We start from the raw sequence: 22039 nt of genomic DNA on the forward strand, positions 1-22039 counted from the left end.
TTATTGTTAACCGACAAAAAGAAAGTCGATGTTTTTATTTGAAAAAAGCCTAGAACATAGCAAAACAGCTAACAGCTTATTGAACACCATTTTGGTGGTTTATAACACACCGAAACGGCGTATATTACATACCCTGATAATTTCACCAATAATTACCTTTGTAAACAAGTAATTAAAACAGCTAGGAATTAAGCATGTTATTTTGCCCCAAAACGGCGTTTAATAATGTTATTGGACAAAATTAGATTTCTACTTAAAACACAGGAATAAATTTAACTTTTTCAGTGTCCGGTTATCGCTCAAAGCCGACCTATAGAATAATTGCTTTAACACGTTTTGGGGCAGAAACGAGTTACGGCTGATAGTCAGCTTATGGCACTCTCCAGTCATTCGACAACATAAAAAATTGATAATAATTGGCAAGGTATTTTACTGTGTCGGATGGCGCTTCGCTTATCCGACCTAGGCTAGCACAAAGCGGACTATCCCTAAGTCCATCTATTTAACTCCCAAGCCATAAAACCATTACTCAACACTAATACCTTGCTTTAATAGGTACTCCATTGCTGAGTTAGTATGGGGCTTAAATGCCTTCCAACGGCCAATTGCCTTGTTGCTAGTGGCTGGCGTACTTGTACTTTACTAGCCGTAGAGACCGGTGCGGTGTTTAAGTGAAAGTCTATACACTGTGCTTGCCATTCTAAATTACAAAAGCTGACTAACTCTTTTATTTGTTGCTCGGGCTGGGCGACTAATTCTTCGTATTTTACTAATTTTATATTGCTGTGCAGGGCGCTAAAGTGCTGCATGAGTTTGTAAAAGCGGCTATTTAAAAAAGATAAATCCCCCATACTGGGGGCATTTATCAAATTAGTATATGACCTTAATATAATTACTAGCGATGTTATTTTGAATTGGAAATTACTGGCCACTCGTCAACTAAAATGCCATTGCCACAATCGTTGTCTGCATGTATTAAATTAGGTTTTAGATTAATCAGTTGTGGGAACGAAATGGTGTAATTGACTTTATAACCGCAAGAGCCAAAAGCAGAGTATAAGCGCAGAGACTTTAATTCATTCTCTATTTCACTAACTTCAATACTGCCGGTAATTAAATTAGTTTGCTTTAGCTCCCACTTATTATCAATAAAAGTAGGTTCTGACCAAGTTATGGGGTAAGCCATGTTAGTTAACGTCTTGACATAATAGGTCAAGTAACTGTCTTGATATGCTCCAGTGTTGCAAGCTAATGCAAGCAGTTTATCGCCCGAACTTAGCTTAAAAACTGAGACAAATCGTTTGTTATGATGTTCGTCTTTGATAGAGCAGTTGTTGTGTTTATTTAGTAAGTTAAGAAGCTTTTTTTGAGTTAATAGTTCAAAATTTAGAGGCAACTTTAGACCAGTTGATACCTCTACTTCTAAGTGTCTTTTATTTTTAATATCTGTATTGATCGTAACTGCATTACTATGGGCGCAGAACAAAAAGATTAAAATGATGAACATATTTATATTTTTCAAAAAATATTTACTCAATATTTATACCCTGTTTTAAAAGGTACTCCACTGCTGCATTAGTATGGGGCTTAAACGCCTTCCAACGGCCGATTGCTTTATTGTTAAGTGGTTGGCGTACTTGCACTTTACTGGCTGTAGACACCGGAGCGGTGTTTAAGTGAAAGTCTATACACTGTGCTTGCCACTCTAAATTACAAAAGCTAACTAGCTCTTTAATTTGCTGCTCGGGCTGGGCGACTAGTTCTTCGTATTTTACTAATTTTATATTGCTGTGCAGGGCGCTAAAGTGCTGCATGAGGTTATAAAAGCGGCTGTAAAACTTGGCAGTGTCGAGTAAATCGAGCGAGTACGCGTAGTAGGGGTTATTTATAGTAAATAGCTGGCGGTAGTTACCAATGCAGGTGTCCATTGGGTCGCGTAGCATACAAATAATTTTAGTGTTTGGTAGGGCTTTGGTTATTAAGTCGATATAAAAAAAGTTAAACGGGAGTTTATCTATAAAGTGCTTATGGCTACCGGTGGTTACGCGAGTGGCGTTTAAATACGTTGTCCCAAGATGATTAAAATCAAGCTCGTAAGCTTTAGTGAGTGTTTGAGTATCGAGTACATGCGGTGTTTGAGTTTGGCTTAATTTTTTAACGCTTAGGCCAAAGTCTTGTAATTCACCGGCTGATTGTACGTCGCTGTGGCTCGATAAAATACGCTCAACCAATGTGGTGCCAGAGCGGGGCATACCTAATACAAAAATAGGCTCTTGCGTTGGGCTGCCGTGTGTTAGCGCGTGTTTATGCTGCTCACTTAAATTTTTAATGTGTGCAAATAATGCGGCTGAGCTTTTATGATCAAAAGGCTGCATAGCGCGTTTAGTGGCTTTTCCTTGCTCTAGGCTGTTAAACGCATCATCAAACTTGCCTATGTCTTGGTACTCTTTTGCAAGTGCGTGGCCAATGTGTAATTTTGCATCGGGGTGTGTTACTTGCTCAAAGACGTTTTTTAAGCGTTCAATATGGTTAGTTTGCAGCGTCGCTTTGGTTAAATCGCTTAATGCGAAATGGCTTGCGTGGTGCAGTGAATTTAGCGCAATGGCGCTTTCAAAGGCATTTTTGGCTTGTTCAAATAGGCCTAAAAATTTAGCGCTTACCCCTAAATTATAATAAAACTGTGGTTGCGGTTTATTTGCATGGTTAGCCAGCTCAATAGCGCAGTTAAAATAGTTTAGTGCCTCTTTGTGCAGGCCTGCTTGTGTAAGTGCAACACCTAGAGTGTCGGCATCAAGACTCTTTTTTATTTGCTCAACGGGTATCGCTAAAGCGGTGTTTTTGGCTTTGGTAAGCTCACCGGTTAATGCGTAACACTTTGCAAGCTGCGCGCTGTATTCAATGCTTTTACCAAGGCTAAGGGCTTTTTCTATTAGCTTTATGGCTTTGTGAATTTGCCCAACGCGTAAATTAACCATGGCCAGTAAAAAGTAGCCATCGGCAAAGTCGCTTTTTTGAGTCACTAATTCAACGAGGGCTTTATGGGCACGTTGTATATTACCTTGGTTTAAATACTCAATGGCGCTTTGATGAAGGTGCTTTAAGTTTGGCTGCATGATGTTTGTTTTATTTATGTGTTAATAAAGAAAAAAGGCTCAAATAAATTTGAGCCTTATAACATTGTTTAAAAGTGACTATAAATTATATTTCAAATTTGTAGTTAAATTTAACGCCTACCGTAAGCGGGCGATTAATATAGTGGCCGTAGTTACGTTGTATGTCGGCGCCATTTGCTGATGTTATGTCTGCATCTGAGCGACGTACTGATGTAAATGCATATTTGTTGAATAGGTTATCAACATAAAGAGTTGTTGACCACTCATCGGCTGTTAACTTAGCAGAAATATTACTTAAGCTATAACCTGGCAGGGTTTCACCGTTGTCGTGCAGGCCTACTCTTGTGATTACATCGCTTTGTGCGGTTAAACCGTAGTTAATATCAAGGGTTTTATCGCTAAATACATCTGTTTGATAGTTTACACCCATTGAGAACTGATGCTCTGGCGAGCCCGGTAAGCGGTCGCCGTCTTCTGCGCCATCGGTGCCATCGGCATTAAATAAAAATGGGGCGTCTGATGTTAGCTCTGCTTTAGTGTATGCGTATGTTGCGTACACGGTAAACGAGTCAGATAAAATAGCACGGGTAGATAGCTCAATACCTTTTGCGTTGGCAGAGCCTGCATTAGATAAGTACGGTAATTGGCCTACATCTGTTGCGCCTGCAATTTGCGCATCTTCCCAATCTACATTAAATAAAGCGGCGTTAAAGTGTAATTGGCTTCTAAACCAGGTACTTTTAAAGCCTAACTCGTAGTTTGTAGTAGTATCTGCATCAAAAAGCCTTTCGTCAGCGTTACCACATCCTGTTTGCTGGTTTTCAGGGATAGGATCAGGGCAAACAGCTAGAAGGTTGGAACCGCCAATTCTAAAGCCTTCACTTACTGTTACATAACCCATTACTGAATTAGTAAACTGGTATTTAGCATTAAATTTGAATAAGTTACCGTTATCGCCTGCTTCGTCTTTTTCGTAAGCAACGGTGATTGCATCAGGGTCTGCATCGCCATAAAGTGTATTTGCAAGCGGGAAGTCAAATGCTGCTTGCGCCTCTACATCGTATTCGTAAAAACGTGCGCCAATGGTAATATCTAATTTTTCGGTAACTTGGTAGCCAACTTCGCCGAATAGCGCAGACTCAGTGACCTTACTTTTTGTAAGCTCTAAGTATTCTAATGAGTCAGGTCTTAGCTGAGCGCCACCAAAGTTATCGATAGCGAATTGGTCAAACCCAGGCGTAAACTCTCTACTTGATGCTTCGGTTTCTGTTTTGTTGTAAAAGCCACCCACAATCCAGTTAAAGTCGCTGTCGCTTTGAGACACTAAGCGAATTTCTTGAGTGAAGGTATCTTCTTCGTCAATTTCACGTGTGTATGATGAAAACGCAGGGAACTCTTCATAACCGTAATCTAGGCGGATAAGTAAATCGGTTTGGTCACGTTGGCCGTCGGCATCAAAGCTTGAAATACCGGTTGCCGATACAAGCTCTGCAAAACCTAGGTCGGCTTTTAGCTCAAGGCTTAGTAGTTGATCTTCTTTTTCGCGCGGCTCTTCATAACGATAAGCCGACTCGTATTTACCTACAATATCGCTTAAACCGTTATCATCGTTTAGGCTGTTGTAATGAACAATTGAACGGCCTTCGCTGTCTTGGTTTTGGTAAAAGTAATTAAGTGTCCCTTCAAATGTTTCGCTTGGTTTCCAACGTACAGAAATACGCCCTGTGGTAGTTGTTTCGCCGTTAGCATCTTCAACATTTTTAATATTGTTGTTTACTTCGTCGGCGTTGCTCCAATCAGGGTCCGGTAGCGATACACCTGGCTCACGCACTGTGTAAGCATAATCAATAAAGCCTGGGTCTTCGTATACGTTTAAGCTTGCACGTACTGCAAGTTCATCTTCAATAAGTGGCAGGTTTACTATAAAGCCGCCTTCGCCGCCTAACGAGTCACTTTCTTGAGTTTGAAACATATCGCCAAATACTTCTACCGTTGTAAAGTCAAGCTCTGGCTCTTTAAGCATGTAACGAATTGCGCCGCCTAAAGTACCCGCACCATAAAGGGTACCTTGTGGCCCAATAAGTACTTCAACACGCTCTATGTCTACTAAACGCATATCAACTGACACTGGAATTTCGTTAACGTATGTGGCTACGGTGCCGCCATCTGATGATGGACCCGACGAGTTAGTGTTTAAACCACGTACTATAATTGGTGAGCCTGAGCGACCACCTTGATCGGTAATTGTTAAACCAGGTACCCAACGCGCTACATCGGCTAATTCGCCAATGTTTTGATCTTTCATTACATCGGCATCAAGTGCGGTAATGTTTAGCGGTGCATTTTGTACAGATCCGCTGCGTCTTGTTGCTGTAACTTCGATTACTTCGAGTGATTTGTTTTTAGCGGTGGTTTCTTGTTGTGCCACAGCTGAGTTAGAAAATAAAAATGCGCTAGATACAGCGCTCGAAATAGCCAAGGTTAGCAAGCTTGGTTTAAACATAAAAAATGATCCCCAGATTCAAAATTTAACACCAGTTAATATAAGTTAACCAGTTTATCAGGGAGTTAAAGTGGTGGGAATATTAAAATTGAATTTTAATTCACTTTTTTGGAATAAATATAGCTAGTTGCACAACAAAAAATTATATAAATATGTATAACATCCAAGTAATTGGCTAATTAAGGTACAGGGAAGCATATTTTACTCGTTGAGTAAATGTAAATAGCCATTCATATTGGTTAATTACCTGAATGTATTAATACGGTTAAAAAACCTATAAGACCCTTTTGAATGTTTTTCTCAACGGTATTTATTCTCGTTTTGACACTATAAAAGTGAAGTTTGATCCCCATTAATCCTTCATACCGTAAGCTATAGCATTTCGTACTAAAGTACGCGTATTTAAGGAATATTTATGAGCCAATTATTCTCACCTTTAAAGCTCGGTGAACTCACTTTAGACAACCGCATTATTATTGCGCCTATGTGCCAGTACTCAGCAAATCAGGGGTCTGCCAGTGATTGGCACACTATTCATTTAGGGCAATTGAGCTTAAGTGGTGCAGGGCTATTAATTTTAGAGGCCACCGCGGTAAGCCCTGAGGGGCGCATTAGTTACGCCGATTTAGGGCTTTGGAATAACGAAACCCAGCAAGCACTGGGCAAAAGCTTAAAAGCGCTTAGGCAATACAGTCCGATGCCTATTGGCGTTCAGCTTGCGCATGCAGGGCGAAAAGCATCTACTGAAAAACCGTGGGATGGCGGTGGTGCAATTGCACCTAGCGATGAAAACGGATGGCAAACACTTGCGCCTTCTGCCATAGCCTACGATGACAATGCCTACCAACCAAAGGCTATGACAAAATCGGATATAACCCAGCTAATAAACGATTTTGTAAGCGCAGCAAAACGCGCTGATGAGCTAGGGCTTGATTTAATTGAGCTACACGGTGCGCATGGTTATTTGTTACACCAGTTTTTATCGCCTCTTTCAAACAAGCGTGATGATGAATACGGGGGCAGTTTGCAAAACCGTATGCGCCTTGTGCTTGAGGTGTTTAAAGCATTAAGAGCTGAATTTGCAAGCCATAAACCGGTAGGCATTCGTATCTCTGCTACTGATTGGGTAGAAGGTGGCTGGGATTTAGCACAATCTATTGAGCTTGCTAAAGCGTTAGATAAGCTTGGCTGCGATTTTATTCACGTAAGTACAGCAGGGCTAAGCCCAGAGCAACAAATACCGGTTAAACCTAACTTTCAGGTACCATTTGCAACCGCTATTAAAGAGGTCGTAAGTATGCCGGTAATAGCCGTAGGTTTAATCACTGAGCCACAACAAGCCGAAGATATTATTAGCGAGCAGCAAGCCGATGGCGTAGCACTAGCGCGAGGTATTTTGTATAACCCGCATTGGCCTTGGCATGCTGCAGCGCAACTTGGTGCAACCGTTAATGCGCCTAAGCAGTACTTGCGATCTAGCCCGCATGGGCAGCCTTCACCTATTAAGTAACCCACACTTTTACATTTACCATGGCTACCCACTGCATTTATATGCAGTGGGTTTTATTATTTATAAATTAGAGTTATTTATGAACCAATCACGTGCACAGCCAGTGCAAATAAGTAATACCTTAGTGAGCATTATTGCTCTGTGCTGTGGCCTTATTGTGGCAAATATTTATTATGCCCAGCCTATTATTGAGTTATTAGCGCCCGATGTGGGTATAAGTGCGCACAGCGCCAGTTTTATTGTGTCGCTTACACAAATTGGCTATGCAATGGGACTGTTTTTTTTAGTGCCATTGGCTGATTTAGTCGAAAACAAACGCTTAATGCTCATTACCTTAGCCATAACATTTTTAAGTTTAATAGGCGCAGGCTTGGCGCAAAGCCCAAGTGTAATGTTGCTATTATGCTTATTGGTGGGGGCAAGCTCTGTATCGGTGCAAGTATTAATACCGCTTGCTGCGCATTTATCCTCAGATGAAAAACGCGGGCAAGTACTGGGCAATATAATGGCGGGGTTGTTACTGGGTATTTTATTAGCCAGGCCAGTTGCAAGCTTAATAGCCGATCACTTTGGTTGGCGAGCCGTATTTTACTTTGCCGCAGGCTGTATGGCATTTATAGCCAGTGTTATATATTTTGCAATACCGAGCAGACAACCGACACACAATACAACATACTTTAAGTTATTAAAATCGCTTAAGCAGCTAATAATACAGCAGCCAGTGCTGCGTCAGCGGGCATTGTATCAGGCGCTTATGTTTGCCTCTTTTAGCTTATTTTGGACCAGCGTACCGGTTGTATTAGCCAGAGAATATGGCTTATCGCAATCACAAATCGCCTTATTTGCTTTAGTAGGCGCAGCTGGTGCTATTGCAGCCCCTATTGTTGGGCGTTTAGCCGACAAAGGTTACACGCATCAGTTATCGTTACTTGCAAAAGTGATTGCTGCTGCGTGCTTTTTACCCAGTATATTTGAGCTTCCGCACGGTATTATTATTTTAGCGCTTACGGGCATGTTTATTGATTTTGCTGTGCAGGCAAATATGGTGCTGGGTCAGCGGGTGGTATATTCATTAGAGCCGCAAAGCCGAGCTCGCTTAAACGCCATATACATGACCAGTATTTTTGTTGGCGGAGCGCTTGGCTCGTTAATGGCAAGCCCTCTATACGAGGCTGGTGGCTGGGAAAGCGTGGCGTTAGTGGCAGCGGGTATGCCAGTTATATCACTAGTTGGCTATTTAATGACAAGTAAAAAGTAGCGCGATACAAGTTATATAATATTTTGTTATTTAAAAGGCCAGCGCAGTTATGTGCTGGCCTTTTTATTGAGGCTATTATTGTTTTTTAACACTTGAAAATGAGCTACCCACCGAAGCTATAATCACCAATAAAATAGCCAACCATTGCCACAAGGTTAATAACTCGCCAAGTATAATAAACCCAGCAAGAGCGGCAAATGCAGGCTCTAGACTTAGCATAATGCTAAACCCTTGAGCGGGCATATTACGCAGTGCAACCATTTCAAGTGTATAGGGCAGTGCACTTGATAAAATAGCAATGCCAATGCCCAGCGGTATAACACTCCATGTAAACGCACTGCTTTGTAATATGCCGCCATAAGGTACAAGTACAATGGCTGCTACGGTCATGCCGAGTGCGACCGTTGCGCCGCCTGAGCTTTGTGTGCCGGTTTTTTTGCCAAATAAAATATAGGCTGCCCAGCAAGCACCGGCACCTAGCGCGAGTATTACGCCAATTGGGTCTAGGCTTTCTTGGCTGCTCATATCGGGCAGTAACAGTAAAATACCCGCAATTGCACACGCCACCCAAAATAAGTCGCGCTTAGCGCGTGAGCTAAATAATGCCACCGCTAATGGGCCGGTAAATTCAAGCGCCACACCAATTCCTAAAGGGATACGTTCAATGGCGTAATAAAATAAAATGTTCATTCCGCCTAGGCTTAAACCGTATACCACAATTGATAACCGATTACCTTTAGCTGGTAGGTGTTTCCACGGTTTAAATATTAAACACAAAATAAGTGCAGAAAAGCCAAGCCTAAGTGCAGTAGTGCCTTCGGGGCCAACAACAGGAAATAACTGCTTAGCAAATGAGGCGCCAGATTGAATTGTGATCATTGCTAAAATAACGCACACAAGCGCGAGCAAAAAGTTTTTAGTGGATGATTGCATTGTTTTCCTTGGTAACAATCGTCTAGTTTTGCGCAGTGTATCTGTTTTTTATTGGCTAAGTAATAGCTTGTAAGGCATACACATTAAATTTGGGAGGGAGTGACTAATATGTGCGATGAATTAGCGTAACTGATTATGCATAACTAAAGGCAAACGCTGAGTGCCTTAAAATAAAAAAGCCAGCGAATAGATCGCTGGCTCATAAACGTTTAGGTCGTTTTAGTGTGTTTTGCTAGCACTTTTAACTAGGCCATCTAAAGAATAAAGGCCACGTTTTTCATCATTTTTACGTTTGATTTCTTCAAGCGCACGCGCTTCTACAGCGTCAAATAATGCATTAATTAAACGGTTAAAGTGTTTATGCATTGCGGTACGTGCGGCGCTTGCATCGTGTGTTTGCAGCGCATTATAAATAGCGGTGTGCTCATCCATTACGCAATCGTTATTGTTTTTACACACACTGCCGTAATCAGCCACAATTTGTGAATTGTTTAAACGTAAATCCCACAAATTTGCCACTGCATACTCAAGGGCTTTGTTACGTGTAGCACGCGCTATAATTTCGTGAAACTCGCGGTCTGCTTGTTCTACATATAAGCCTTTTTCCATGGCTATTAGCGTTTGCTTCAATTGAGCTAGTTCTTCATCGGTGATTGATTGAGCGGCAAGTGCAGCTATTTCACCTTCAATGAGTGCGCGAGCTTGTGTTAGCTCAAAAGCGCTGATCTCTTTTGTTTTTACAGATGTTTCTTGTTGTTCTATTACATAAACGCCTGAGCCTGTTTTGACCTCTACGCGGCCTCGTACTTCTAATGCAATAATAGCTTCACGAATTGTTGGGCGGCTTACGTCAAACATGTCGGCAAGTTCTCGCTCTGGTGGTAAACGACTCCCAGCAGAAAACTCTCCTTGGTTTATCAAAGCTTCAACTTTATCAACAATGCGCCAAAATAAGCGACGGTTTCCCATATTCTACCTTTATTACCTTAAGGAATAGCGGCTAATAGGCTCAAATAGCCTAAACCTACTGTTATTAGCAGAGGTTACCCCAAAATTCACTATTATGTCAAAATTCTAAAGTGATGTAACGGTCATATAATATTATAAATGAGTGTTAACCTATTTATGTTACCAATTTAGTATAAATTTTAATAATTGGCTAGCTTGATTGGTCATGTTTTTGTGTGCTAAGTTAACTTTGCTCATTTATATAAGCGTGCTTAGAGCAAGCTAATTTTAATGGATTGAAATGTGTGCAATCTAGGCGCGGGTTAATGGTGGTGCGAGGTGAGTAACCTAGTACGCCTAATAACTGGCGCAGCGTGATCACCTAAATGTGTCGCGCACCCATACTACACAGGCGCTGCCTTGGTTGAATGGTGAATAGATTTATGCAAATTAAACCATTAAAAATCTACACGCTTTAATAAAGAGCCTGTGTAATTTAGCTGTACCTAATAAAAAATAAGTAAGCGCATAATTACAACTAGGCTCTTGCCTTGATTGCCCACGGATGGGGGTCAACTTTAGTCCGCTGCTGCGTTTTTATCATTAGGGTAAACTACCCCAAGCTGCTTTCTTGCGGTATCAAGTACGTTCATTACGTCGCGGGCAAGCTGATGTGTATTAACATCTGACTCTAGCTTTTGCGCGTTTATGGTTTGCATAAAGTGCGCAACTTCGTATTTCATAAAGTGCTCATCAAATTTATCTGAAATAACCTCAACCTCCCCGTTATTGGCAACAAACTCTATGTGTTTTAACTGCGACACGGCGTGTATTCGTAAGCGTCCGCGCTCACCTTGTATTTCTGTGATGTTATCGCCTTGAGAAATTTTAGAGTAGCTAATAACGGCTTGTTTATCATCGTAATTTAATAATACGTCGCCTGCGCCATCTACGCCTGTATCTAATAGTACCCCACTGGCACTCACGCGCTGTGGAGCGCCCCAAAGTGCTATAAGTAGGTAAAGCGGATACACACCTAAATCGAGCAAAGCGCCATTGGCAAATTCCGGTAAAAAGGTATTTGGGCGTTCGCCGTTTTTGTATTTATCGTAACGTGATGAGTACTGACTGTATTGGCCAATAAACTTACGGGGTTTACCAATTTTACTCAGCGCATTTTTAAGTCGCGCAAAGTTTGGCAAATGCGTGGTCATCATTGCTTCCATGTATAGGCGTTTATTGGCATTAGCTGCAGTTAAAATAGCATTTAGCTCTTGGCTATTAGCGGCTGAAGGTTTTTCGCCTAGTACATGTTTGCCTGCTTCAAGGCACATTACTGCATATTGCTTGTGTAGGCTATTTGGCGCTGCAATATACACCGCATCAACATCGGGGTCTTGGCATACCAGCTCAATTGAGGTGAAAATTTTTACATCGGTATTGGGGTGATTAGATAAAAAGGCTTCGCCGCTTGATTGTTTGCGTGAGCACACACCGTATAAATTAAATGCAGGTAACGTATTTGCTGCGCTTAGTAGGGTATCACTAATAAAATTTGTACCGACAATGACAAAGTTCATGCCTGCTCCTTAGCTTAAATAATAAGAGCCGTTACTTTAACATTTTTTTTGCCCTGTATGCTTTAGGGCGTGTTGACCTTTGGTGGTTGAATTTACAGCAGTATGTTTGGTTTTTAGGCAAGGCAGAGCCTATGTAGTGTGGTTATTCCCCATAAATAGGCGATAACGCAGCATAAAGACCAAACATGCGCTGCCCTATGGGTTCTTTCTAGGGACGATTGACTCTTTGTTGCTCGATTTTTACTTAGCCCACTAGGTTACAAACCTCGCGCCGCGATTAAATCGCCCCTAGATTGAATAAATTTCAATCCACAAAGTTCGACACGCCCTAGGAGAATACCCAAACCAGCGTTTAACACTTGCGCATAAGGTTGCCTGTTCGTGATAGCCTAAAAGCATTGAAATAGTACTGATAGAGTATTGTTTTTGAAGCAAGTAATGCGCCGCTAGCGCCCGGCGTGTGGTGTCTTTAAGTTTTACAAAGCTGGTGTTATGTTTAGCTAATTCTCGGTGCAAGGTACGCGGGTGCATATTAAGTGCCTCGGCAATAGTTTGGTTTGAACACTGATAAATAGGCAGCATTGGCCTTATGAGTGCGCTTACTTGGGCAGGTAATGACTGACTGTGTTCGTTGCGTTTAGCTAAAAAATTAAAGGCCGCGTCGGTTTTATTAAGGTTATTGTGGTTAAGCTTTATCGATAAGTCGGCTTTGTTTATTACAATGCCCGCACTGTTGCGGTGCTCTATTACTTTACAGCCAAAATAGGTTTTGTATGCGAGTGTATTAGTTGCCAGCTTTTGCGGTAAAAACACAGTGCGAGGCTTGCACTGATTATTACTTAATTTTTTAATTATGCTCATGGCTAAGCCAAGCGTGAGCTCTATGGCTTGGTTAATTTGTGGTAGGGGCTTTAGGTTAAATTCAAACGATAAAAATAAGCTCTCGTCATTATCTAATGAGTGCGTTGTTAAGCACAATGCGGGGCTGTGTAAGTGTAAATATTTAACCACCCAGCTAAGCGCTTCTTCTAAATTAGTCCCACTTTTAGCGGCTATGGCTATGTGGCCTAAAATATCAAAGTTTTGTTTATTTGCTAATTTAAGCCCAAAGCTTGGGCAGTTAAGCGTGTGGCTGCAGTACTCTAATAAATTTGCATAGCTCAAATAGGGTAAATATTGGTTTTCAAGGTTATTAAAGTCGACATTGACCTTACAGGTTTTCATTACGCTTGCTGGGTCTGCGCCAAGTTCTTTAATTAACGAGTCTATTGAATATAAAGAGGTGGCACGTATTGGGCTGCTCATACACTGGCGCTGTAAATTAAAGAGGGTGTCTAAAAATATCAAGTTTTTAGGATTTAATCTATGCACTATATAGCGAATAGCTTGCTGCAATAAAACTGCTTATTTACAACTGCATGGATGCACAAAGCAGAAGCAGCTACCAATAACACCTAAATAGTGATGATGCAAAGGCACCTATGAGTAACCACACGTTTGATTATATTATTATTGGCGCAGGCAGTGCAGGTTGTGTGCTGGCAGCGCGTTTATCAGAAGATCAGCATATAAGTGTGTGCCTAATAGAGTCGGGCGGTAGCGATAAGAGCGCTTTAATACAAATGCCTGCGGGTATTGCGGCCAGTGTGCCATACGGCATAAATAGTTGGCATTACAACACGGTACCGCAAAAGGCGCTTAATAACCGATGTGGCTTTGTGCCGCGGGGTAAAGTGCTAGGTGGGTCTAGCTCTACTAATGCCATGGTGTATATACGCGGTAATAAATACGATTACGATAACTGGGCACAAAATGGCAACCTTGGGTGGGACTACAACAGTTTATTACCCTATTTTATAAAAGCCGAAAACAATAAAACGTTTAATAACGCGTTACATGGCACAAAAGGGCCATTGCATGTGCAAGAGCTGACTAAGCCAAGTGCGGTAAACTCTTGCTTTTTAAAAGCGTGTGTTGAGCAAGGAATACAGTTAAATGACGATATAAATGGCGCTGAGCAACATGGAGCACGGCTTTCGCAGGTTACGCAACATAATGGTGAGCGCTGTAGTGCTGCAAAAGCGTATTTAACACCGCACTTAAACAGGCCTAACCTTAGTGTGTTTACCCACAGCCACGTTAATAAAATTATAATCAAAAATAAGGTCGCCCACGGCGTAGAGCTTGAGCGCGGCGGTAAAATTATTACATTAATGGCCAAAAAGGAGGTGCTTTTAAGCGCCGGTGCAATTAACTCTCCACAAGTGTTAATGCTTTCAGGAATTGGCCCTAAAGCGCATTTAGCAGCGCATAACATACCACTGGAACATGCACTGGAAGGAGTAGGGGGTAATTTGCAAGATCACTTAACCGTGGTGCCTTTGTGTAAAGCAAATACTGCAAAAGGCACCTTTGGGGTAAGTGTAAAAGGCGCTGCAAGTATTATTAAAGGGTGTGCGCAGTGGTTTAGTAAACGCAGCGGAATATTAACCAGTAATTTTGCTGAGTCACATGCGTTTATTAATGTGTTGGATAATTCGCCTGCGCCGGATATTCAACTTGAGTTTGTAATTGGGTTGGTGGACGATCATAGTCGCAAAGTTCACCTTGGCCATGGCTATAGTATTCACAGTAGTATTATGCGTCCCAAAAGCCGAGGGACAATAAGGCTTGCCAATAGCAATCCACGCAGTGCGCCGCTTATCGACCCTAATTATTTAAGCCACCCTGATGATTTATCGCTTATGCTTGCAGGGCTTAAAAAAGCGCTGCGTATTATGCAAAGCCCCGCCTTTGATAAAATTCGTGGCAACATGGTTTACCCGCTTGATGTAAATAACGATTCCCAGCTTATTGAATTTATTCGCCAAACTGCCGATACCGAATATCACCCTGTGGGCACCTGTAAAATGGGCACCGACAATATGGCGGTGGTTAATAGCAAACTACAAGTACACGGGATACGCAGCTTAAGGGTTATTGATGCCTCAATTATGCCTACCATAGTAACAGGTAACACAAACGCACCTGTTATTGCCATTGCTGAAAAGGCCGCTGATTTAATTAAATTGAGCTATAAAACAGGGTTATAAAGAGTGGTTGTAAAAGTGAGTAAGCCACGCCTGCCAGTCATCTTCTAGTTTAAGCATTTGTTGGTGCTTTTTAGCGTTAAGGTGTTTGTTTTCATCTTCGGTAGCAATAAAAGGGCCTACCCGACAAAGCGAGCAATGATTTTCACCTAAATACGCAGGCTTTGTAAGGTGAGTGCTTAGTTCGTCAGATTGCGCCAAGATTGCTTTAGGCGTAAACACATAAGTGATGCCACTGGTGTCTTTTACGTGTTTGTCACGGTCTACGTTTCTTATTTTGTAACCATCAAACTGGTTAATATCAAAAGGCATTTGGCCCGCGTATTTAGCCTCAAGGGCATTACTTAAGCTGCCTTCAATATTCCACTCGCGATAGGGTTTTACATCTTTTGAGGTTATGTAGCAAAGCATAGGGCCGCTCTTGTCGAGCGCGTAATTGTTAGCGTATTTAATAAATTGATGTAGTAACGCGCGATTAAGCACGTTCATGCTGGTTTTTTGGGTGTTGCTTTCAAATGCTTCGCGCCCGACAAAGGCTGGAATAAGCGGAAACTGAAAAATAACCACATCAAAGCTGTGCTGGTGGGCAGCTAATTTTTGCCAACATAAAGGGTCCGTTACATCAAAGCAATTAATAACCTCAACATGACACTTTTTTAAACTACTTAGCGCATTGTGCTGGTATTTTTGCTCTATGGTTTTGGCGCTATCATAAGTAGATGCGACTAACTTTGCCGGTTTTATATGATTAACCACCGCATTAGAGAACGATAGATCGCCATCGCCTACGGTGAGAATTCGCCAATTAGGATTTAAATACATAACTTAATTAGATTTGTGAGTGTTTTTATCTGCACTTTGAGTATTTTGCGCTGTATTAGCACCATGCAAACGATGAAACGCAAGGCGTGTTTTAAGCCCTTCAATGGCTATTTGTTTTAAAATTAAATTAAAGGTAATTAAAATAGCAAACACAATATGAATAGGGCCATGTGTAAAACCCGCCTCTGGGTTATAAAGCGTAAGCCCAAACAATATAAATAACACCACTAACAGTATTTCTATTAATTGGTTTGAGTAAAAGCTGAGCCGGCCTTCATTTTTGTGATCTTTTTTAATACTAATAGCGCAAAAAAACGGAATAACTTTAATTTTAAAAGCGGCGTTTTTTTCTACGTAGTTTTCGCCAAGCTCGTTAAGCTGCTGGCGTAATGTATCAATCATGGTGCGTCCTTAAATAGCAGTGCGCGGATGTTACACTATTACGCCTAGTAGGTTAAGCAGCGCAAGGTTATTTTGGGTAAAGGCTCATACCAATGGTGAGTATGTGACACACAAATACCACTGAGGTAAGAATAAAGCGCATTTTTTGATAATCGCGATGGTAGGTTTGCCATTGTGGTGTGGCTTTTTCAAAGATAAGAACTAACCAAAAACTAGCCCCTAACCAGGCAAGCGCCCACTCCAGCGGGATAAACGATAAAAATGGTACGGGTATAACAGGCACAACCGCTTTAATTGCATCGCTGTAGCTTTGCATCCCAGCGCGCCATAAATTGCCCGCCATAAATGCCAGTATAGCAATGCTGTAAAAAGTAAAAAACTCCAAGTTAACGCTATTACTGCCAAACATAAGCGGCCACGCTACGCAGCCTAAAAAGGGTAGTAACCCCAAATAGCCAAGTTGAATATGATTAACAAATTTTTCCATTACAGCATGCCTTATGTTGTGTGTTTTTTAGCGCGGCTATTGTAGCAGTATTCTTAGCACTTACAGGTAATAAATCGTTTACGAATAGAAGAGCTAGATAGTTCAATCTTAAAAATCGATTGTTTTAATCTAAACAATCAATTTTATTTAGTTTGCCAATGGGCTTATTGTATTAATCAAGCCAACGCGAAAGGCCACACATTTTGGCTGCGTTGAGTAACTTTAAAACACTTTAAATATAAATGAGGAATACTATGAGCACTTCATTGATCAACACAAAAATTCAACCTTTTAACGCAACTGCATACCACAATGGTGACTTTGTAGAAGTGTCTGAAAAAGACGTACTAGGTAAGTGGTCAATCTTCTTCTTTTACCCTGCAGATTTCACGTTTGTATGTCCTACTGAGCTTGGCGATGTTGCTGATTACTACGAGCAGCTACAAGAAATGGGTGTAGAAGTTTACTCAGTATCAACTGATACTCACTTCACGCATAAAGCATGGCATGACACGTCAGACACTATTGGTAAAATTAAATTTCCAATGATTGGCGACCCAACTGGCCGTATTACTCGCAGCTTTGGCGTTATGATTGAAGATGACGGCCTTGCACTTCGCGGTACTTTTGTAATGAACCCAGAGGGCGAAATCAAAGTAATCGAAACTCACGATTTAGGTATTGGCCGTAGCGCTAAAGAGTTAGTACGTAAAGTACAAGCTGCTCAATACATTGCAACTCACGACGGTGAAGTTTGCCCTGCATCTTGGCAGCCAGGTGAAGACACACTTGCTCCTTCACTAGACCTAGTTGGTAAAATCTAAATATAGGTTTACCCACTTTTATGAGGGCAGGTAACTGCCCTTAAACCAACATCATTTCGTTTGTTGGTGCCTCCTATCTCAACTCGGACTCATTAGCACATGCATTAGTTGGCATGGGAGGCTTGCTGTTTAAATTTTCCTAAAAAGGGTTAAGCCATGTTAGATAACAACATTAAAAATCAATTAAAAAGCCATTTTGAATCGCTTACTCAACCTGTTGAGCTGCTTATTGCCTTGGATGACAGCAAAAAATCAGCAGAAGTAGAAAGCTTAGCAAACGACTTAGCATCATTAAGCGACAAGTTCACGGTAGTGAGCAACCCCGATTCGAGCGCACGTCGCCCATCTATGGTTGTGCATTCACCTGAAAAAAACACCCACATTACGTTTGCTGGCGTACCTATGGGTCACGAATTTACAAGTTTAGTGTTAGCGCTTTTACACACTGGCGGACACGCAAGCAAAGCAAAAAGCGAAGACATTGAACAAATAGAATCACTCAATCAAGAACTTAATTTTGAAGTATACATAAGCTTAAGTTGCCAAACATGCCCGCAAGTAGTGCAGGCGCTAAATACAATGGCAGCAACAAACAGCAAAATTAAAGCAACAATGATTGACGGCGCACTCTTTCAAGACGAAGTAGAAGAGCGCAATATTTTAGCAGTACCAGCTGTGTACTTAAATGGCGAACCATTTAGCCAAGGTGCATTAAGCCTGACCGACATTTTAAATAAAGTAGACTCTAAAGGCGCGGCTAAACAAGCTGCAGCATTAAGCGAAAAAGACGAGTTTGATGTGTTAGTAGTAGGTGGCGGACCTGCGGGTGCCTCAGCCGCTATTTATTCTGCTCGTAAAGGGTTAAACACCGGTATAGTTGCCGATAGATTTGGTGGCCAAGTTGCCGATACGTTGGCTATCGAAAACTTTATTTCGATTAAAGCCACTGAAGGTCCAAAGCTTGTTGCTCAGCTTGAAGAGCATGTTAAAGAATACGATGTAGATGTAATGCATAACCAACGCGCAGCAGGGCTTGGTCGCGGTAGTAATGGTTATGAAATTACCCTTGAAAACGGGGCTACTTTAAAAGCTAAATCGCTTGTTTTAGCAACCGGTGCACGCTGGCGTGAAATGAACGTCCCTGGTGAGCAAGAATATCGCGGTCATGGCGTAGCTTACTGCCCACACTGTGATGGTCCGCTATTTAAGGGTAAGCCTGTTGCCGTTATTGGTGGTGGTAACTCGGGTATAGAGGCGGCTATCGACTTAGCTAACATTGTAGAGCATGTAACTGTGCTTGAGTTTGCTGATACGCTGCGCGCCGACGAAGTACTTATTCGCAAAGCGAATAGCTTAAGCAACATCACTATTATTAAAAATGCGCAAACCACTGAAGTAGTAGGCGATGGTAAAAAAGTAACCGGACTTAATTACACTGACCGTGTAACAGGTGAGGAAAAATCATTAGCACTTGCAGGTATTTTTGTACAAATAGGTTTGATCCCTAATACCGAATGGTTAAAAGAGAGCGACCTTACACTAAGCAAGTTTGGCGAGATAGAAATTGACGCTAAAGGCGCAACCTCATTACCGGGCGTTTACGGTGCGGGTGACGCGACAAATACGCCGTTTAAGCAAATCATTATTGCAATGGGTAGTGGTGCAACAGCAAGCTTAGGGGCGTTTGATTACTTAATTCGCCATAGCGAGCAAAGCAACCAAGACCAAAATGCAGCTTAATAGGCAAATCGTCTCTTGATGTAACAGCAATAGGTACACCCAAAAGCTGTTTGTTAACCCAAGCCGCCCTCTCCAAAGGCGGCTTTTTTAATGCTTATAACAATATCTCTATTAATCACAGCCACCAGAATCCCCACCGCAATCATTATTAGAGTGTGAGTTATTACTAGCATAAATTGAAGAGTCAGTGCTTGTATAAGTTGAACGGCCTTGTGATGCCTTACCACTGATAAACGTAACTAATAGCAATACGCTTGATACAATAACAACGATTATTGATGAACCCCATTGCCCTGTAGAAATGCCTTTAAATATGGCTAACAACAGTACAGTAAAAAGTAATGTTCTTATTATATTTCTCATAGTATGTCCTTACTAAATTAAAGCGAATTTACTTTAGCTGTATGTTCTAAGGCATTAGAAAGCGCTTTTTCTATGTGCGGAAGCTTAAACGGCTTAGAGACAAACATATCCATGCCTGCTTGCTGGCAAGCTAGTTTATCTTGCGACGATGTATTAGCAGTTAGCGCTACAATGTAGGTGCTTTCGCTAGGGCAAATACGTTGCGCTCTCAGCGTTTTAGTGGCTTCAAAACCATCCAGGATTGGCATAATGCAATCCATAAAAATAAGGTCGTAATGCTTTTGCTTACACTTAAAAATAGCGTCTTGGCCATCAATGGCGCAGTCGGCTTTTACGTTTAACTTATCAAGAGAGGCATCAAGCACACGGCGGTTTATATCGTTGTCATCAACAATAAGTACACTGAGCGAATGGCTGTTTAACTCAATTTTTGATTTAATATCGTCTATAACTTGCTCTTTACCAAGCTCTAGCGGAATATTAATGCTAAACGTTGAGCCTTTTTGTAGCTCACTTGTCACCTTTATTGTGCCGCCCATGTATTCTACAAGCTCTTTTATAATTGCTAGGCCAAGCCCTGTGCCCCCTTTATTATTTTTAGCGTCAACCTCTTGTGTAAACGGCGAAAATAAAGACTCTAAAAAGGCAGGGGTCATTCCGCGACCAGTGTCAGAAACTGTAATACCAAGAGATAGCGCATCGTTATTATTCATGAGCTGTGTTTTAAGTTTTACATGGCCTTGCTCGGTAAATTTTAACGCGTTACTTAATAAGTTAGAGGTAATTTGGCTCAGGCGTGTGCTGTCGCAAAAGGCCCAGCAGCTATCATCAATTGTATTTTCTATGATTAATTCAACATGGGTTTCTTTAAATAACGGGGTATATAAAGAGGCCAAATCACTAAATATGGTTTTAAGCAGTACATCGGTTGGCTCTAGTTTTAATTCACCATGATTAATTTTAGAAAAATCGAGTACTTCGTTGATAATATTAAGTAAAATGTCAGCGCTGCGTAGCGCTATTTTTATTTTTTCGTCTCGTTTTTCAGTGTCTTTTTCATCTATTAAGGTGGTGAGCATGCCAGTTATGCCATTTAGGGGGGTGCGTAACTCGTGGCTAATTTTAGCAAATAGCATACTTCTATCTTCTAACATATGCTCTGCTTCGGCTTTTTTCTTTTTTAGCGCTTCTCTAAGTAATATAGATTCGGTAATGTCTTGAAATGTACCAAATAGCCTTATGCAATTACCTTCGTGAAACTCGGCTTCTCCAAAAGTCGAAATCCAAATTTCTTGGTTTTGTGCAGTGATAACCTCAAGCTCTAAATCCCATTTTTCACCTTTGTTTATGGCGTTTTCTACCGCTTTATTTATGGCTTCTCTGCTGGGGCCCTCTTTGTAAAACTCAATTGCGTTATCAACTATTGGCTGGTAGTCATCGGCTACCTGATGAATGCGTTTAGTTTGCTTACTCCAATAAACTTTGTTCTCGATTAAATCGACCTCCCAAGTGCCGATATTAGCGATGTTTTCGAGCTTTGAAAGGGTGTAGCTATTTTTTAAAAGTTGCTCTTTCGTGTCTATTTTTGCAAATTCAGATCCTAACCATTGGGCAAATAGCTCAATGTAATCGTAGGCTTCGTCGCTAAATGCAGTTGACTCGTTAGGCGATGAAAAGTTAACCGTGCCAAAAGTTTTATCGGCTACTTTTATAGGTGCGCCAATGTAGGACTCAAGTTGAAAATTTATGTAACAAGGGTGAGTTGCAATCGTACTTTGTGAGGCTTTATGAAACGATAGCGCCGAGCCCGCAGATAACGTATGGACGCAATAGGTGCCATCTAGCTCAAATTGTGTACCGGGTAATAAGGCGTTATCGGGTGTTAGAGCATGTAATACTGTGTACGTATTAGCATCAATTTTACTAATTATTGCTACATCAAGGCTGAACACTTCTAGGCCAAACGCGAGTAGGTTTTTAATTTTAGAATTAAAATCCAGAGTTTGGTCTGAGACTATATCGTGAAAACGCCTTAAAAAGTTCACCGCAATTACCTTAATTGTATTTTATATCGTTATGCGTATCGGCAGATAGGCACATTTATTTATATGTTTTTAACAGTTTATACCAACAGGCGTAAACCGTTGAGCAATATATTGAGTAATGGGTGTTAGGCTATCAACACGCGAACTTAATTGTTTTGCTCAATTAGCAAACTTTTCTCATTAATAGGTAGAATTAGGCGTGTATTCTGGGTTTATGTCGCCGCCTACTTCTTCTGGGTCTACATCGTTTATAAGCAACACTTCGCGCACGGCTTCAATATGATCAAGCACCGTTTGATAGCGCTCGCCATATTCGTACTTTGTTACTTCAATTGCTTGCGGCATGTAAGTAAATGCAATTTTTAGTGCGTGTAACGCGTCTGGATTGATTTTATCGCTCATAAATTTTTCTCATTTTATCA

18 protein-coding genes and 1 pseudogene are annotated in these 22039 nt (G+C 41.3%); 5 read left to right on the forward strand and 14 right to left on the reverse strand.

Annotation, left to right across the window (positions count from 1 at the left end; genetic code table 11):
- Window positions 1-525: 525 nt before the first annotated feature.
- The 4 genes and pseudogenes from MTN96_RS30375 to MTN96_RS30390 all read right to left on the reverse strand — a co-directional run.
- Window positions 526-830, reverse strand: a pseudogene (locus tag MTN96_RS30375) (sulfotransferase); the annotation flags it as partial.
- A 74-nt stretch (window positions 831-904) separates the two neighbouring features.
- Entirely contained in the window at window positions 905-1537 is a 633-nt protein-coding gene (locus MTN96_RS30380) for a hypothetical protein (RefSeq protein WP_248533919.1), read from the reverse strand.
- A complete protein-coding gene (locus tag MTN96_RS30385) occupies window positions 1530-3113 on the reverse strand; it encodes a sulfotransferase (protein WP_248533921.1) in 1584 nt (527 codons plus the stop codon). The genes MTN96_RS30380 and MTN96_RS30385 overlap by 8 nt, the downstream gene beginning before the upstream one ends.
- Before the next feature lie 85 nt (window positions 3114-3198).
- The gene (locus MTN96_RS30390; protein WP_248533923.1) at window positions 3199-5616 is read right to left on the reverse strand and encodes a TonB-dependent receptor; all 2418 of its coding nucleotides are present in this window, start codon (window positions 5614-5616) and stop codon (window positions 3199-3201) included.
- Window positions 5617-6031: 415 nt separating this feature from the next.
- Between MTN96_RS30390 and MTN96_RS30395 the strand changes: the two genes are divergently transcribed.
- Together MTN96_RS30395 and MTN96_RS30400 are read left to right on the forward strand one after the other, a co-directional pair.
- A complete protein-coding gene (locus tag MTN96_RS30395) occupies window positions 6032-7126 on the forward strand; it encodes an NADH:flavin oxidoreductase/NADH oxidase (protein WP_248533925.1) in 1095 nt (364 codons plus the stop codon).
- Between the two features lie 79 nt (window positions 7127-7205).
- Window positions 7206-8384, forward strand: coding sequence for an MFS transporter (locus MTN96_RS30400; protein ID WP_248533927.1), 1179 nt, complete (start codon window positions 7206-7208; stop codon window positions 8382-8384).
- Window positions 8385-8459: 75 nt separating this feature from the next.
- On the opposite strand, the gene MTN96_RS30405 is transcribed toward MTN96_RS30400, so the two are convergent.
- From MTN96_RS30405 to MTN96_RS30420, 4 genes are all read right to left on the reverse strand, one after another.
- Window positions 8460-9317, reverse strand: coding sequence for a DMT family transporter (locus tag MTN96_RS30405; RefSeq protein ID WP_248533929.1), 858 nt, complete (start codon window positions 9315-9317; stop codon window positions 8460-8462).
- Between the two features lie 219 nt (window positions 9318-9536).
- Window positions 9537-10286, reverse strand: coding sequence for a FadR/GntR family transcriptional regulator (locus MTN96_RS30410; protein WP_004587131.1), 750 nt, complete (start codon window positions 10284-10286; stop codon window positions 9537-9539).
- Between the two features lie 557 nt (window positions 10287-10843).
- Entirely contained in the window at window positions 10844-11845 is a 1002-nt protein-coding gene (locus tag MTN96_RS30415) for a Gfo/Idh/MocA family protein (protein WP_248533931.1), read from the reverse strand.
- A 288-nt stretch (window positions 11846-12133) separates the two neighbouring features.
- A complete protein-coding gene (locus tag MTN96_RS30420) occupies window positions 12134-13150 on the reverse strand; it encodes an AraC family transcriptional regulator (protein WP_248450417.1) in 1017 nt (338 codons plus the stop codon).
- Window positions 13151-13326: 176 nt separating this feature from the next.
- Here MTN96_RS30420 and MTN96_RS30425 point away from each other — a divergent pair, with 176 nt between their 5' ends.
- Window positions 13327-14937 (forward strand): GMC family oxidoreductase, encoded by a 1611-nt coding sequence (locus tag MTN96_RS30425; RefSeq protein WP_248533933.1) that lies wholly within the window; start codon window positions 13327-13329, stop codon window positions 14935-14937.
- Here the strand turns inward: MTN96_RS30425 and MTN96_RS30430 are convergent.
- The 3 genes from MTN96_RS30430 to MTN96_RS30440 form a co-directional block, all read right to left on the reverse strand.
- A complete protein-coding gene (locus tag MTN96_RS30430) occupies window positions 14932-15756 on the reverse strand; it encodes a class I SAM-dependent methyltransferase (RefSeq protein ID WP_248533935.1) in 825 nt (274 codons plus the stop codon). The two genes, MTN96_RS30425 and MTN96_RS30430, sit on opposite strands and share 6 nt — an antisense overlap.
- Before the next feature lie 3 nt (window positions 15757-15759).
- Entirely contained in the window at window positions 15760-16158 is a 399-nt protein-coding gene (locus tag MTN96_RS30435) for a hypothetical protein (protein WP_248533937.1), read from the reverse strand.
- A gap of 67 nt (window positions 16159-16225) precedes the next feature.
- Window positions 16226-16645: a DUF3429 domain-containing protein gene (locus tag MTN96_RS30440; RefSeq protein ID WP_054981772.1), complete on the reverse strand. Its 420-nt coding sequence runs from the start codon at window positions 16643-16645 to the stop codon at window positions 16226-16228.
- Between the two features lie 254 nt (window positions 16646-16899).
- On the opposite strand from MTN96_RS30440, the gene ahpC reads away from it, so the two are divergent.
- On the forward strand, window positions 16900-17469 hold the full coding sequence (gene ahpC, locus MTN96_RS30445; protein ID WP_004587118.1) for an alkyl hydroperoxide reductase subunit C: 570 nt from the start codon (window positions 16900-16902) through the stop codon (window positions 17467-17469).
- A 156-nt stretch (window positions 17470-17625) separates the two neighbouring features.
- Entirely contained in the window at window positions 17626-19209 is a 1584-nt protein-coding gene (gene ahpF, locus MTN96_RS30450) for an alkyl hydroperoxide reductase subunit F (protein ID WP_248533939.1), read from the forward strand.
- Window positions 19210-19320: 111 nt separating this feature from the next.
- On the opposite strand, the gene MTN96_RS30455 is transcribed toward ahpF, so the two are convergent.
- The 3 genes from MTN96_RS30455 to MTN96_RS30465 form a co-directional block, all read right to left on the reverse strand.
- Window positions 19321-19572: a hypothetical protein gene (locus MTN96_RS30455; protein ID WP_004587115.1), complete on the reverse strand. Its 252-nt coding sequence runs from the start codon at window positions 19570-19572 to the stop codon at window positions 19321-19323.
- Window positions 19573-19589: 17 nt separating this feature from the next.
- Entirely contained in the window at window positions 19590-21617 is a 2028-nt protein-coding gene (locus MTN96_RS30460; RefSeq protein ID WP_248533941.1) for an ATP-binding protein, read from the reverse strand.
- 180 nt (window positions 21618-21797) lie between these two features.
- Window positions 21798-22019, reverse strand: coding sequence for a hypothetical protein (locus tag MTN96_RS30465; protein ID WP_024032720.1), 222 nt, complete (start codon window positions 22017-22019; stop codon window positions 21798-21800).
- Window positions 22020-22039 lie beyond the last annotated feature (20 nt).

This window comes from Pseudoalteromonas sp. 2CM28B (assembly GCF_023161935.1).

Bases quoted from the DNA above. Each gene is read 5' to 3' on its own strand.
- MTN96_RS30385 (WP_248533921.1), bottom strand. From the start codon at position 3,113: ATGCAGCCAAACTTAAAGCACCTTCATCAAAGCGCCATTGAGTATTTA.
- MTN96_RS30390 (WP_248533923.1), bottom strand. From the start codon at position 5,616: ATGTTTAAACCAAGCTTGCTAACCTTGGCTATTTCGAGCGCTGTATCT.
- MTN96_RS30395 (WP_248533925.1), top strand. From the start codon at position 6,032: ATGAGCCAATTATTCTCACCTTTAAAGCTCGGTGAACTCACTTTAGAC.
- MTN96_RS30400 (WP_248533927.1), top strand. From the start codon at position 7,206: ATGAACCAATCACGTGCACAGCCAGTGCAAATAAGTAATACCTTAGTG.
- MTN96_RS30405 (WP_248533929.1), bottom strand. From the start codon at position 9,317: ATGCAATCATCCACTAAAAACTTTTTGCTCGCGCTTGTGTGCGTTATT.
- MTN96_RS30410 (WP_004587131.1), bottom strand. From the start codon at position 10,286: ATGGGAAACCGTCGCTTATTTTGGCGCATTGTTGATAAAGTTGAAGCT.
- MTN96_RS30415 (WP_248533931.1), bottom strand. From the start codon at position 11,845: ATGAACTTTGTCATTGTCGGTACAAATTTTATTAGTGATACCCTACTA.
- MTN96_RS30420 (WP_248450417.1), bottom strand. From the start codon at position 13,150: ATGAGCAGCCCAATACGTGCCACCTCTTTATATTCAATAGACTCGTTA.
- MTN96_RS30425 (WP_248533933.1), top strand. From the start codon at position 13,327: ATGAGTAACCACACGTTTGATTATATTATTATTGGCGCAGGCAGTGCA.
- MTN96_RS30430 (WP_248533935.1), bottom strand. From the start codon at position 15,756: ATGTATTTAAATCCTAATTGGCGAATTCTCACCGTAGGCGATGGCGAT.
- MTN96_RS30435 (WP_248533937.1), bottom strand. From the start codon at position 16,158: ATGATTGATACATTACGCCAGCAGCTTAACGAGCTTGGCGAAAACTAC.
- MTN96_RS30440 (WP_054981772.1), bottom strand. From the start codon at position 16,645: ATGGAAAAATTTGTTAATCATATTCAACTTGGCTATTTGGGGTTACTA.
- ahpC (WP_004587118.1), top strand. From the start codon at position 16,900: ATGAGCACTTCATTGATCAACACAAAAATTCAACCTTTTAACGCAACT.
- ahpF (WP_248533939.1), top strand. From the start codon at position 17,626: ATGTTAGATAACAACATTAAAAATCAATTAAAAAGCCATTTTGAATCG.
- MTN96_RS30455 (WP_004587115.1), bottom strand. From the start codon at position 19,572: ATGAGAAATATAATAAGAACATTACTTTTTACTGTACTGTTGTTAGCC.
- MTN96_RS30465 (WP_024032720.1), bottom strand. From the start codon at position 22,019: ATGAGCGATAAAATCAATCCAGACGCGTTACACGCACTAAAAATTGCA.